The sequence below is a fragment of the Xanthovirga aplysinae genome (assembly GCF_009711365.1).
Lineage (GTDB): Bacteria > Bacteroidota > Bacteroidia > Cytophagales > Cyclobacteriaceae > Xanthovirga > Xanthovirga aplysinae.
The window spans coordinates 1-13,922 of the sequence record NZ_SMMB01001245.1; the positions used below are offsets into that span (position 1 = coordinate 1).

General features: G+C 38.5%; 11 protein-coding genes. All 11 read right to left on the reverse strand.

Annotated elements, in window-relative coordinates; all coding sequences use genetic code 11:
- Positions 1-131: 131 nt before the first annotated feature.
- Positions 132-1,547 carry a UDP-N-acetylmuramate--L-alanine ligase gene (gene murC, locus E1171_RS18840; RefSeq protein ID WP_155207608.1) on the reverse strand — a complete coding sequence of 472 codons (1,416 nt, stop codon included), beginning with the start codon at positions 1,545-1,547 and terminating at the stop codon, positions 132-134.
- Positions 1,544-2,653 (reverse strand): undecaprenyldiphospho-muramoylpentapeptide beta-N-acetylglucosaminyltransferase, encoded by a 1,110-nt coding sequence (murG, locus tag E1171_RS18845; protein WP_187696540.1) that lies wholly within the window; start codon positions 2,651-2,653, stop codon positions 1,544-1,546. The genes murC and murG overlap by 4 nt, the downstream gene beginning before the upstream one ends.
- Before the next feature lie 34 nt (positions 2,654-2,687).
- Positions 2,688-3,872 carry an FtsW/RodA/SpoVE family cell cycle protein gene (locus E1171_RS18850; RefSeq protein ID WP_155207609.1) on the reverse strand — a complete coding sequence of 395 codons (1,185 nt, stop codon included), beginning with the start codon at positions 3,870-3,872 and terminating at the stop codon, positions 2,688-2,690.
- Between the two features lie 159 nt (positions 3,873-4,031).
- Entirely contained in the window at positions 4,032-5,387 is a 1,356-nt protein-coding gene (gene murD / locus E1171_RS18855) for a UDP-N-acetylmuramoyl-L-alanine--D-glutamate ligase (protein WP_155207610.1), read from the reverse strand.
- Positions 5,387-6,613 carry a phospho-N-acetylmuramoyl-pentapeptide-transferase gene (mraY, locus tag E1171_RS18860; protein WP_155207611.1) on the reverse strand — a complete coding sequence of 409 codons (1,227 nt, stop codon included), beginning with the start codon at positions 6,611-6,613 and terminating at the stop codon, positions 5,387-5,389. Before mraY ends, murD begins: the two co-directional genes overlap by 1 nt.
- Before the next feature lie 66 nt (positions 6,614-6,679).
- Positions 6,680-8,137, reverse strand: coding sequence for a UDP-N-acetylmuramoyl-L-alanyl-D-glutamate--2,6-diaminopimelate ligase (locus tag E1171_RS18865; protein WP_155207612.1), 1,458 nt, complete (start codon positions 8,135-8,137; stop codon positions 6,680-6,682).
- Positions 8,138-8,150: 13 nt separating this feature from the next.
- Positions 8,151-10,247 (reverse strand): penicillin-binding transpeptidase domain-containing protein, encoded by a 2,097-nt coding sequence (locus E1171_RS18870; protein ID WP_187696539.1) that lies wholly within the window; start codon positions 10,245-10,247, stop codon positions 8,151-8,153.
- The gene (locus E1171_RS18875) at positions 10,244-10,618 is read right to left on the reverse strand and encodes an FtsL-like putative cell division protein (protein ID WP_155207613.1); all 375 of its coding nucleotides are present in this window, start codon (positions 10,616-10,618) and stop codon (positions 10,244-10,246) included. Before E1171_RS18875 ends, E1171_RS18870 begins: the two co-directional genes overlap by 4 nt.
- Before the next feature lie 84 nt (positions 10,619-10,702).
- The gene (rsmH, locus tag E1171_RS18880; RefSeq protein WP_155207614.1) at positions 10,703-11,611 is read right to left on the reverse strand and encodes a 16S rRNA (cytosine(1402)-N(4))-methyltransferase RsmH; all 909 of its coding nucleotides are present in this window, start codon (positions 11,609-11,611) and stop codon (positions 10,703-10,705) included.
- Positions 11,612-11,797: 186 nt separating this feature from the next.
- On the reverse strand, positions 11,798-12,244 hold the full coding sequence (gene mraZ / locus E1171_RS18885; RefSeq protein WP_155207615.1) for a division/cell wall cluster transcriptional repressor MraZ: 447 nt from the start codon (positions 12,242-12,244) through the stop codon (positions 11,798-11,800).
- A 703-nt stretch (positions 12,245-12,947) separates the two neighbouring features.
- Positions 12,948-13,922 (reverse strand): polyprenyl synthetase family protein, encoded by a 975-nt coding sequence (locus E1171_RS18890; RefSeq protein ID WP_155207616.1) that lies wholly within the window; start codon positions 13,920-13,922, stop codon positions 12,948-12,950.

Here is a 13,922-nt window from a genome sequence, read left to right on the forward strand (position 1 = left end):
GCATACGCTATTACTTTGTCTTCTATAAAAGAAAACTAATCCTAAAATTAAAATCACACCATAAATAAAAATTTCAACTCCAAATCTGAGCCTTATTCTACTTGCCATTATTTAGAATTAAACTTTTACTTTTATTTATTATCACTATTAAGTAGCATATTTTTTATGGGTTCCACCATTTGACCAATATCCCCCGCACCAATTGTAACCAACACCTCTGTATGTCCTTTCTTTAACAGTTGATGGAAATCCTCAAATTTGCACATACGTTTCTCCACACTATGGAGCTTATCGAAAATCAGTTGTGAACTTACCCCTTCAATTGGCTTCTCCCTGGCAGGGTAAATATCTAACAACCACACCTCATCGGCAAGATTTAAGCTTTTGGCAAAACCCTCTACAAAATCCCTGGTTCGGCTATATAAATGTGGCTGAAAAATTACAGTCACTTTCTTTCCAGGGTAAAGCGCTTTTACCGAACGTAAAAAAGCATCTATTTCAGTAGGGTGATGTGCATAATCATCAATATAAACCAACTGAGGTGAACGAAGAACATATTCAAACCTTCTTTTTACTCCTCTAAAAGAGGCAATTGCTTCTTTAATTTTTTGTTCCTTGATTCCCAGTTGGAGGGCCACAGCTATAGCTGCAATGGCATTCTCCACATTATGAAATCCCGGCACAAAAAGTTTTAAGGCTTCAATGTAATTTTGTGGCCCTTGAAAATCAAAAACAAAACTTCCTTCTTCCACCCTAAGGTTCTTTGCTACAAAATCACCCTTCTCTAAGGAATACCGACTGACAGACACATCCTTTAAAGAGTCAAAAAAAATCGTTTCTTTAAATAAGGTGTTTGCAACAGCATCCTCAATAAATAAATGGCCACTTTTCCTTACCTGACTTATAAAATCCCTAAATGAATTCTGTAAATCAGATTCGTCTGAATATATATCCAAATGATCCGCATCTGCTGAAGTCACCACAGCAATATTGGGATGCAAAGTCAAAAAGGAACGGTCAAATTCATCGGCTTCCACTACTGCCACTAGATTCGTTCCTCCCTCCTCATTTAAAATCAAATTAGAATTATAATTGGTAGCAATCCCTCCCAGAAAGGCTGTACAATTCAAAGAAGAGGCTTTTAAAATATGAGCAATCATAGATGAAGTGGTGGTCTTCCCATGAGTACCCGCCACGGCTACCGTAAACATTTCATCCGTCACCAACCCTAAAAGCTGCGAACGTTTCATCAAGGTATATTCCCCGCTTTTCAGATAATTATATATCTTATGTTCTTTTGGAATTGCAGGGGTATAAACAACCAAAGTACCGGCTTTATTCTTTAAAACTTCTTGGGAAATAGCGGATACCTCATCATTAAAATGTATCCTAATCCCTTCATTTTCCAGCTCATCAGTCAATGGTGTGGACGTACGGTCATACCCTTCCACCTGAAAAGCATTGTGCTTAAACCAACGAGCTAAGGCACTCATTCCAATTCCACCAATTCCAAGGAAATAAACCGTATGTATATCCTTTATACTCAAGATATCAATTTTAAAATTTCATTGACAATATCCTCCGCGGCTTCCGGCCGACCCCAGAGGGCAATATTTTCACTTAATCGCTTTCGCTCTTCTTCATTATTCAAAAGTTCAAGAGCTCTATCCACTAAATTCTCTTTCGCTTCCCTGTCATTGATCATCCATGCAGCATCTTTTTCTACCAATGCCCTTGCATTTTTAGTTTGATGATCTTCTGCCACATTAGGAGACGGTACAAATATGGAGGGCTTCTTCGCCAAACATAATTCTGAAACTGACAGAGCTCCAGCCCTTGAAACCACCACATCAGCTGCCCCATAGGCCAAATCCATTTCTTTAATGAATTCCATGGCCCTAATATTTGTGGTCTCAAATTCCTCCAAACGCTTTTTTATATCTTTATAATAAAACCGTCCAATCTGCCATATCACTTGCACACCCTGGTCGATCAATTCTTTTAATCCAGCAAATACACCTTCGTTAAGGGTCCTTGCTCCAAGACTTCCTCCAATTATTAAGAGTACCGGTTTTTCTTCCGAAAAATCAAAAAACTCAAGTGCCTGTTCTCGCTTTTTAGCAGCCCCGATAATATCACTTCGAACAGGGTTTCCTGTAAGAACCACCTTTTCTTTTGGAAAAAACTTCTCCATACCCTCGTATGCCACACAAGCCGTTTGAATTCTATTGGCTAACCATTTATTAGTCAACCCAGCAAAGGAATTTTGCTCCTGAATTAGTGCTGGCACCCCTTTCTGAGTAGCAGCATAGAGTAATGGGCCACTAGCATACCCTCCCACACCAACCACAACATCCGGTTTAAATTCCTTTATGATTCGATGGGACTTCCTTATACTCGAAATCAACTTTAGAGGAAATGAAAGGTTATCCCATGTCAGTTTTCTCTGAATTCCACTGATCCAAAGGCCTTCAATTTTATACCCTGCTTCTGGCACTTTTTGCATTTCCATGCGATTCTCGGCACCCACAAATAAGACCTCAGTGTCAGAAAATTTCTCCTTTAATTTATTAGCAATAGCAATTGCAGGATAAATATGACCACCCGTTCCTCCCCCGCTAATAATTACTCGATATGGTCTTTTCTTTTCGATAGCAGTCTATTTTTAGAAGTTTCAAATAAACTTTTTAAGCTTGTTCTAATTCTGGTTCTCTGATTGAGTTTACCGTCTCCAAATCCAAATCACTTTCTGAAACCGGCGAAATATCTTCCGATCTTCCCCGACTTACACTTAAAATTACACCAATGGCAATCCCCGTAAACAAAAGGGAAGTGCCCCCCATACTTAGTAAGGGTAAGGGTAAACCTGTAATGGGAGCTAATCCAACTGCTACCGCCATGTTTACCAAAGCCTGCAAGACAATGGCAAAACTTAGTCCTGCCGACAATAACCCTCCAAAAGCCCGTTCACTCTTGGAAACTGCCAACATGCCTCGATAAAGTAGTGCCAAATAAAGGAAAATCACAAAACCAGCTCCTGCAAGACCATATTCTTCTACAATTATGGCAAAAATAAAGTCAGAAAAAGGATTGGGTAAGAAGTTCCTTTGATCACTTTGTCCCGGCCCTTTTCCGGTAAGCCCTCCAGTTGATATAGCAATATAAGCTTGTTTTGCCTGGAACGGGACGTCTTCAGAATCGATAAAGCTTTCCACCCTACTAATAGCAGTTGGTAATCGTTGCCCAACTGCTAAAGCTAACACACCAACAAAACCTCCTATCAAAGCCAATAGGGCTAGATATTTCAAAGGGACCCGGCCAATGTACATCAAAAGAAAACAAGTAATCATAAGTAAAGACGCCGTGGAAACATCAGTCATGGCAATTAAACCGACAATTAGCCCACACCAAAGTAGCATAGGCAATAAGGCTTCTTTAAAATCCGCTATATTTTGTTGGCGTTTGGAAAGCATGCTTGCCAAATTGGTAATCAAAGCCAGTTTGGCCAAGTCAGAAGGCTGAAAACCCTGGTTAATCACTGGAATAGTGATCCAACGTGAAGCGTCATTTATATTATCCCCAAAAAGCCAAGTCACAATAAGCAAGGGAACAGAAAGCCACAAGGCAAAACGTGACAAACGAGAAAAATAACGGTAGTCAATTTTATGGCAAAACCACATGGCCAAAAGGCTCAACAAAACCAAACGGGAATGGCGGAAAAGATAGTGCTCAGTATCGCCCTGCATGCGCTTGTAGGCAAGGGTTCCAGTAGCACTATAAACCACAAGAATGCTTAGCACAGATATAGCTAGCACTATACCCCAGATTACAGGGTCTCCTTTTAGATTTCTTTTTACCCAGCTTCTAATCATTTACTGGTAATGGTTTTATTCTGTTTAATGTTTGGTTATTCTCAATACAAATTAAGAATTGGTATTTGGGATTAATTTGCTACAGTTTATAACTGAGGATATCAATCCCCTGACTTGGTTGATAATCAGTATACTTTTCTTAATTCGTAACTATTATTCTTAATTCTTCTGTAGGGCTTTCACAGCAGTTTTAAATTGCTCTCCCCTATCTTCATAGTTCTTAAAAAGATCAAAACTTGCACAAGCTGAAGATAACAGTACAACATCTCCCTTTTCAGCTAGTTTTGAAGCCATTTCCACTGCCTGGTTCATAGTTTGGGTTTCAAACAATTCTCCAACCCGGCCTTCAAATGCTTCCTTAATCTTCACATTATCCACACCCAAACAAATGAGTGCTTTTACCCTCTCCTTAACCAAAGGTTGTAAGGAACTATAATCATTCCCTTTATCAGTACCTCCTGCGATCCAAATAATTGGCTTTTGAATACTATCTAAAGCATACCAAGCTGATTCTACATTTGTGGCCTTGGAGTCATTGATATAATCCACCCCCTCTTTTTGTGTCACAAGCTCCATCCTATGAGGAGCATTCTGAAAAGTTGCCAACCCTTTTCGTATTTCTTGAGGAGACAATTTAACCAAATGAGCAGCAGAGATAGCAGCCATACAATTGACTAAGTTATGTTTTCCCCTAATAGGCAATTCACTTTTGGTTAATTCCCAATCCACACTATTTTTATCTGTCAGTCTGAATTGTAACTTCTCAGCTGTCACCCCAGCTCCTTTTTCCTTAAGCCCTTCCAATGACAATTTATACATTGAAGTGCCTATGTGACGTTTGTTCAATTCCTTCTTAATATTTTCATCATCAGCAAAAAGGATCAAATGCTCATCAGACCCCATATTTTGCATAATTCTAAACTTGGAATCGATATATTGCTGCATCTGAAAGCCATACCGATCCAAATGATCAGGTGTAATATTTAAAAGAACGGCTATATGGGGACGAAAATCTATCATCCCATCCAATTGAAAACTACTTACCTCAAGCACCCAATAATCAAAATCTTGAGTGGCAAGCTGTTTGGCCATACTGACTCCCACATTTCCTCCAAGCCCCACATTCAACCCTGCCTCTTTCAGTAAATGGTAAATCAGCAGGGTGGTTGTAGTTTTACCATTCGTACCGGTAACGGCTATTATTTTAGCCTTGGTAAATCGAAAAGCAAATTCCAATTCGTCAATAATGGGAATTCCTTTCTCTTTTAATTTTACCACCAAGGGAATAGTGGCAGGAATACCGGGACTTTTTACCACCTCATCTGCATTTAGAATTAGGTGGTCACTATGTTTTCCCTCCTCAAAGGGAATAGCATTTTCTTCTAATATCCCTTTTGCTTCACTGGAAATAATTCCCTTATCGGAAACAAAAGTATCATATCCATTCTTTTTAGCCAGAACAGCTGCACCTGCTCCACTTTCTCCTGCCCCAAGAATAACTATTCGACCTTTCATTACCTCAACTTAAGCGTGGCGAGTGTTAAAATAGCCAGGAACATCCCCACAATCCAAAATCGAGAAACAATCTTGGACTCATGATAATTTAACTTTTGGTAATGATGATGTAAAGGCGCCATTTTAAATATTCTACGGCCTTCACCATACTTCTTTTTGGTATATTTGAAATAGAATACCTGAAGCATCACAGATACATTTTCAATAAGAAAAACTCCACATAGTAAAGGTATCAGGAACTCCTTTCGAATTACTAAAGCTAATACAGCAATTACCGCGGCTAAAGACAAGCTGCCTGTATCCCCCATAAAAACCTGTGCCGGATAAGCATTATACCATAAAAAACCAACACAAGCCCCCACAAAGGCTGTACTATATATGGCTAACTCTCCAAGATTGGGAATGTACATGATATTTAAATATTGAGAAAATATCACATTCCCTGAAAGATATGCTAACAATCCCAGAGTCAGACCAATAATGGCTGAGGTGCCAGCCGCCAGACCATCAATCCCATCAGTTATATTGGCACCATTGGACATGGCTGTTACTATAAATATTACTGCCAGGACATAGATAATCCAGGTATAATCTTCACTTAAAAAGGGAATCAGATTTTTATAATCAAACTCATTATTTTTTACGAAAGGAATAGTGGTTTTAGTCGATTTTACATCCTCAAAATTTATCGATTGATAATCAGGCGCTAATATCTCCGTACTCGCCACCAAGCCCGGTTGATCAAACTCCCGGATCACCACATCCTCATTAAAATACAGCGTTAACCCTACAATAAGGCCAATCCCCACTTGTCCCACAATTTTGAACCGTCCGGCCAAACCTTCCTTATTCTTCTTAAATACTTTAATGTAATCATCTATAAAGCCAATGGTCCCCAACCAAAGGGTGGACACCAATAAAAGGATTACATATATATTATCAAGTTTGGCAAAGAGTAACACAGGTACCACTATGGCCCCTATGATAATAATACCACCCATGGTAGGGGTACCTTTTTTTTCCATTTGCCCCTCCAACCCAAGATCACGAATGGTCTCTCCCGCCTGTTTTCTTCGTAATAATTCAATTAATTGTCTACCAAAAACAATCGTAATCAATAAAGAAAGAATGATTGCCATTCCTGCTCTAAATGAAATGTATTGAAAAACTCCCGCTCCCGGGATATCAAACTCTCTGTCTAAATAGTTAAATAAATAATACAGCATCTTTTTTCCCTTTTTCCTCCCTCATTCACCAGATTTAATAATCCAGTCGTTAAAAATCATTCAACGCTATTCTATTATTTCCAAAAATTCATTAAGTACTTTGCGGTCATCAAAATTCAACCGAACCCCTTTGAATTCCTGATAAGTTTCATGCCCTTTTCCGGCAACTAATATAATATCGTTTGGACGGCTTAAAGCACAAGCCACCTTAATGGCTTCCTTTCTGTCGACAATAGACAATGTTTTCTTAAAATCCGTGGGCGAAACCCCTTCTTGCATATCCTTGATAATCACTTCCGGTTCTTCCGAACGCGGATTGTCCGAAGTAAAAATAACTCTATCACTCCATTGACAGGCCACTTTTGCCATTTCCGGACGTTTCTCTTTATCCCTTTCTCCACCGCATCCCACAACGGTAATTAAGTTTTCATTGCCAGTACGTACATTATTTATGGTTTGTAAAACATTTTCTAAAGCATCAGGCGTATGAGCATAATCCACAATTCCAGTGGCTTTTTGAGAATTAAGAAGCTCAAAACGTCCTTCAACCGGTAAAATATCCGAAAGTTGTATTAGCACTTCATCTTTTTCCTCTCCCAAAAGAACGGCCGCTCCGTAGGTAGCCAACAGATTATAGGCATTGAAATCGCCAACTAATTTGAACCATACGCTTTTATTATCTAGATCCAGCTCTAATCCCTGAAAGGTATTGCTAACTACCTTAGCTTTAAAATCGCTCATCTGCTTCAAGCCATAAGTATGCCTTTTGGCAGATGTATTTTGAGTCATCACAGGACCTCTTTTGTCATCTGTATTTATCAGAGCAAATGATTCCTTTGACAAGGCATCAAATAAAAGTTTCTTTGCCTTGATGTATTCATCAAATGTTTTGTGATAGTCCAGGTGATCGTGTGTGATATTTGTAAAAATAGCTCCTTCAAAAGCCAATCCGGCAATTCGTTGCTGATGAATGGCATGAGAACTTGCCTCCATAAAACAATGTGTACACCCTCTCTCTACCATTTGTTTCAACAAAGCATTTAATTGAACGGCATCAGGAGTGGTATGAGTAGCTGGAATCACTTCCACCTCAATTTTATTATTGACAGTAGAGAGCAATCCTACCTTATACCCCAATTTTCTAAAAAGTTCATACAAAAGGGTTGCAGTTGTCGTCTTTCCATTGGTTCCCGTCACCGCCACTAATCGCAATCGCTCCGAAGGATAACCATAAAAAGCAGAAGCCAATTTCCCCAGAGCATTGGCTGCATTCGTAACTTGCAAGTAAGTAACCGAATCATCCATTGAGTTCGGTAGCTCCTCACAAACAATAACACAAGCTCCCGAATTAATCGCTTTTTCTATAAAATCATGGCCGTCAACATGAGTCCCTCTGGTTGCAACAAATAAATCTCCTGGGTTCACCTTTCGGGAGTCAAAGCAGATTGAATTTACCGACTGCTCCTTGCTTCCGTAGGTTTGAAGCACCTCTAATCTAAATATTAGTTCCTTTAAAGACTTCATGACATTGCAAGCTCTATTTTAAATTTATGCTTATAATTCTCCCTTCTTTTGCCACCCCACCCGGAGTGAGGGACTGAGAAGAAACTCTACCCCTTCCTGACCAATTGACCTTTAGCCCTTCATTCTCTAAAAGAAAAAGTGCATCTCTAAGGGTCATGCCTCTTACGTCTGGAACCTTTTTTTCAACAATCTTATTGGATCGCCAATTAACCTGATTGCCATCTATGGTGGATTTCACCCACTCTTCAGTACTTGAGGAGTGATTCGCCACTCCGATTTCATTGCAAATTAGCTGCAAATCTTTTTGATTGCCCGAACGAATTACGGGGAACACTCCATCTGATTGGTTCGCCACCTGAGGCATTGGATCATGTAATTCAATATCTCGGGCATACACTTTATCTGCAATTTCTCTAAAAACCGGGGCTGACACATCGCTCCCGTACTGACGAAAACCTTTAGGGTTATCAATCACGACAATACAACTATATTTAGGCTCATCAGCGGGAAAATACCCCGCAAATGAGGTATGGTAACTTCTAATATATTTTCCATTTTTCACCTTCTTAGCTGTACCAGTCTTACCGGCAATCTTATAGTGTGTTCCCTTAATATTTCGAGCCGTTCCTTTTTCCACCACTTGCTCAAGCAAATACCTTACCTTTTTTAGCGTACCTTTGGAAGCAACCCTTTTATTAAGCACCTCCGTCTCAAAAGTAGCCTTCACTTTTCCCCCCTCACTAACTTCCTTTACAATAATGGGTTTTACCATTTTTCCATTATTAGCAACCGCATTATATAAGGTTAGCACCTGTAAAGGAGTAAATTTCACTTCATAGCCAATTGCCATCCAAGGTAGGCTCACTCCACTCCAATTCGGATCAGAGGGGTGATTGATATATGGCACCCCTTCTCCAATTAATTGGAAGTTAAACGGCTTACCAATCCCCATCTTATATAATTCGTCAATAAATTGCTGTGGAGATTTACTAAAATGATCATTTACCAATTTGGATATAGCTACATTAGAGGACTTAGCGAATGCATCAGCCACAGATAACTTCCCATACCCTCCTGGCTTGTCATCTTCCATTGTTTGATCAAAATACTTGTATTTTCCATTTCCGGTATCAATTGAGTCCGTCAGTTTAATACCTGTATTTTCCAACAACGCAATCATAGAAGCCAATTTCATAGTAGACCCCGGAGTTGTTAAACCCTGGCTCCCGACAGCATAATTATAAAGCTCTGAATAGTTTCCTCGCTTATTTAATTTTAGATTACTAATGGCTTTAATTTCTCCTGTGGCTACCTCCATCACCACCACACAACCATAATCGGCCTGATTTCTTTGTAAAGTCTTTAAAAGCGCAGATTCAGCAACATCTTGCAAATTTACATCTATGGTAGTGGTGATATCCAAACCATTTTTAGAAGGAATTTCAGAACTATTGTGTACAGGTTTCCAAACTCTGCCAGCAATCTTCTCAAATAATGCCTCCCCGTCTTGCCCCTTAAGATATTCGTTTAAACTATATTCAATTCCTACCCCTTTATCCTCCTCATTAAGGTAGCCAATGGTCCGTCTTGCCAGATCTCCAAAAGGACGATAACGTTGCTCTACTTTTTCAAAGATCACTCCACCTTGATTCCTTCCTTCCCGGAATATAGGCCATTGCTGCATCTCTTTTTTCTGGAGATAATCAATTCTTTTGTTATTAAGCACAATATATCTGCGCTTTTTTTCACGAGCAGTCCTTATTTTTCTCTTATAGGAGTTTGCTGATTGATCCTTGAAATGATTAGAAAGCAAAAAGCATAAAGAATCAATACCTACATTAAAAGCTTCTTTATGGGCAATAGTAGGGTCAAATGCCACTTTATAAAAAGGCAAAGAAGTAGCCAACAGGCTTCCATTATCCGAATATATATTTCCACGAGGTGCCTTGACCTTTCGGAATTGTAAACTAAACTTCTCCTGCTCCTCTTCCCATTGTTTCCCCTCGGCCACCTGTATATAGCCAATCCGCATTAGAATTATTAGAGCTCCTAAAAAAACTCCTAAAAACCCTAATCTGGCCCGAAGCAATATGTCTTTTTTAATATTCACTTTTTCCCGACAACAATTTTAACCGGAGGTTTCATACTTTCAAACAAATCTAATTTTTTCACCCTTTTAGCAACTTCAGATTGTTTACTTGCATACATATAACTCGCTTGTATGCTTGTATAAGCCACTCTGAGGTCTTCCACTTCACTTTGTAATTTCTCCACTTCCCTTACGGTTCGCTCGGCGTAATGACTATTTCCGATATAAAAAACACCTATAAGAGCTACGAACAATACATGAGGAAAATATTTGACTGGGACCCCATCATCAAAAAGGGCAAATAATCGCAAATTATTTTCGATGAGGGTAAAGAGGCTCCTTTTTTTCCCTTTGTTTTGATCTTTTGTTTTTTCTTCCTTATAGGTATTCATTTTTTTTACATTCAGGTATTTGAGCTTAAAGGGATGACCAAACCTAAAAAATGATAAGATAGTCCCACCAAGAATATCCTACCATTAAATATCCGTACGTTCTGCAATCCTTAGTTTTGCACTCCTGGCTCGATTGTTAATAGCCACCTCCTCCTGAGAAGCAACAATCGGTTTCTTATTTTTTGCCTGAAAAGGTTTCAGCTCATTCCCATAAAAATCTTTCTCTACTTCTCCGAAAAATTTTCCCTTTTGGACAAACTGTTTCACCATTCGGTCTTCAAGGGAATGATAGGACATTACCACCAATTTACCACCCGGTCTGATTACATCTGCACATTGTTGAAGGGCTTCCTCAAGAACAATCATTTCCTGGTTAACTTCTATCCTCAAAGCCTGAAAAACCTGAGCATAGTATTTATTTTCTTTTCCCCTTTTCACAAATCGACTTAAAATCTCTTTCAAATCATTAATCGTATTGATTTGTCGATTAATGCGAGCAGTTACTATGGCAGAAGCCAAAGAACGTGCATTTTTCACCTCTCCATACATTCCAAATATCCGATGCAAATCGGCTTCGGAATATTCATTAATTACTTTTTTAGCTGTTAATTCGGAATCCTGGTCCATTCGCATATCCAGTTCCGCATCGAAACGAGTGGAAAATCCTCTTTCAGCCACATCAAATTGATGAGAAGACACCCCTAAATCCGCCAAAACCCCATCTACTTTGCTTATTCCATGTAATTTCAAATACCTTTTCAGGTACCTGAAATTCGCTTGAATAAAAGTAAAGCAGGGGTTTTCAATAGCTTCAGCATTTTGTTTAGCATCCACATCCTGATCAAAGGCAAACAATTTTCCATTTTCTAACCCTTGCAAAATGGACCTTGAATGGCCTCCACCACCAAAAGTCAAATCCACATAAATTCCATCCGGTTTAATTTCCAAACCCTCAATACATTCCCTCAACATTACCGGTTGATGATATTCCATCTCTATTCCTCTTCTTCGTATTTCGCTTTTCTATTTTGGCCCTCCTTTGAAATTCTTCAAAAAACTACTTTAGCTTCTATCTTAATTAAGCGGCTGACCAATTTAATTTTTATAACTCTCTAAAAACTAATTTTGCCCTTTACCTGAAAAACCTAGCTCTTCTTAGTTCGTAATAACCAGTTATTTCTATTGTTCGTCCAAATATTTTTGTGCCAAGGCTGAAAGTTCAGAAGGATCCTGAATGAGATACTTTTCATATTGCTCAGGACTCCAAACTTCAACACGGTTTCCCAAACCTACCACCGTTACTTCACGATCAAGAGAAGCATAATTCATCATGGAACGTGGAAGCAATAACCTCCCAACCTTATCCAGTTCAGCTACTGCATTTCCCCTAAAGAAATTTCTCTGGAGATGTCTGTATTCCTCATTGAACTCATTGAGTCCAGCAATCTTGGCATAAATCTTCTTATACTCTACAAGTGGATATAACACCAAACAAGGCTCAAAGCCCCTTCTGATAACAATTTCACCATTCGAAACCTCAGGTAAGCCCATTTTTATCCTGGCAGGTAAGGTCAACCTTCCTTTAGCGTCCAGTTTGCAGTCGTATTCACTTGTAAAGAATGACATTAAGGCAAAAATTAGTAGGGCTACTTTACCCAAGCAAATCTATGAAATTAAACTCCAAATTCTACCACATTCCCCCACTTTTCACCACCAATTCTGAAAAATAATAGAATAATACTACTTCTGCAAAGTATTATTGGATTTATTAGAAACCTAAGTCATTGGAAATCAAAGATATTTATTACACCAGCCAAAATCTTTTGATGTAGAGGACAAGAAACAAGAAGAAACAAACCAATCTCACGTAAGGAAAAAATGTCCCTTTAAAAAAAACCTAAAATCACTGATAGCAATTTGAAATTAAATTGTAGGGGAAAATTTGAAGTTAAAAAGAACCCTAAAACTAAATTATTTTGAGCTGGATAACCGTTTAAAACTTTTCAGTTACTCTTTTTAAAATTCTCCTAAAGAATAATGGTTCTATGACTTTCAATCCATTAAAATATTAGAGAAAAGAAAAGAAAAGCAGTGGCGGAATGTGGGAGAACATTTTACACCCAAAAGAAGAAAGAATATCCCCAAAAAAGAATGGATAATTTCAGAATCTGTAGCAAAAAGACAGCTATACAACCCCTAAAGAAACCCAATAAAAAAATTGAAAGACCCTTTATTTGAGAAAAAAATTAAAAAAATAAATTAGAATATCATTCCTCGTTAGTGGATATTTATCCTGATAAATGGGAAAAGTAATTTAGAAAGAATAAACTTATTTTTTCCTTTTAATAGTATATTCCACCAGCATTTTTAGAGACTCTTTATATTCCGATTCTTCAAAAGAACCCAAAATTTCAATAGCCTCCTTATAATAGCGATCCATTACCATGGTGGTGTATTCAATACCCCCTGACTGACGAACAAATTCAATCACCTCAGCTACTTTTTTAGGGCTTTCACTTTGATTTTTAATTTTGAAAATCACCTTCTTTCTTTCAAGCCAAGAAGCGTTACGAAGGGCATAAATCAAGGGCAATGTCATTTTCTTTTCCTTGATATCAATTCCCAGAGGTTTGCCAACATCCTGAGTACCATAATCAAACAAATCATCTTTGATTTGAAAGGCCATACCCACTTTTTCACCAAAAAGGCGCATTTTTTCAACCAACTCTTTATCGGCTCCAACTGAAGCAGCCCCAACAGCACAACAAGAAGCAATTAATGAAGCTGTCTTTTGACGAATTACTTGATAGTATACCTCCTCGGAAATATCTAGAAGCCGTGCTTTTTCTATCTGCAACAACTCCCCTTCACTCATTTCCCTTACAGCTCGGGAAACGATTTTCAACAAATCAAAATCTTCATTATCGATAGATAGCAACAAGCCTTTTGACAAAAGATAGTCACCTACCAACACGGCGATCTTATTTTTCCACAGAGCATTTATAGAAAAAAAACCTCTACGAAAATTAGCGTCATCCACTACATCATCATGTACCAATGTGGCTGTATGCAACAGTTCAATTAGAGCTGCCCCCCGATAGGTTGCATCAGAAATATCCCCATTAACTCCCGCACTTAAAAACACAAACATGGGCCGCATTTGCTTTCCTTTGCGCTTTACAATATAGCCCATTATCTTGTTGAGGAGAAAAACCTTACTTTTCATGAAGGATTGGAACTTTGACTCAAAGTTCTCCATTTCATGAGCAATCGGGGCTTTTATATCTTTGGTAGTGCTATCCAT

What these genes read in the sequence shown, in the direction of transcription:
- mraY (WP_155207611.1), bottom strand. Translation starts at nt 6,613, where the DNA reads ATGCTGTATTATTTATTTAACTATTTAGACAGAGAGTTTGATATCCCG.
- E1171_RS18890 (WP_155207616.1), bottom strand. Translation starts at nt 13,922, where the DNA reads ATGGATAGCACTACCAAAGATATAAAAGCCCCGATTGCTCATGAAATG.
- E1171_RS18875 (WP_155207613.1), bottom strand. Translation starts at nt 10,618, where the DNA reads ATGAATACCTATAAGGAAGAAAAAACAAAAGATCAAAACAAAGGGAAA.
- murD (WP_155207610.1), bottom strand. Translation starts at nt 5,387, where the DNA reads ATGAAAGGTCGAATAGTTATTCTTGGGGCAGGAGAAAGTGGAGCAGGT.
- E1171_RS18850 (WP_155207609.1), bottom strand. Translation starts at nt 3,872, where the DNA reads ATGATTAGAAGCTGGGTAAAAAGAAATCTAAAAGGAGACCCTGTAATC.
- rsmH (WP_155207614.1), bottom strand. Translation starts at nt 11,611, where the DNA reads ATGGAATATCATCAACCGGTAATGTTGAGGGAATGTATTGAGGGTTTG.
- mraZ (WP_155207615.1), bottom strand. Translation starts at nt 12,244, where the DNA reads ATGTCATTCTTTACAAGTGAATACGACTGCAAACTGGACGCTAAAGGA.
- E1171_RS18865 (WP_155207612.1), bottom strand. Translation starts at nt 8,137, where the DNA reads ATGAAGTCTTTAAAGGAACTAATATTTAGATTAGAGGTGCTTCAAACC.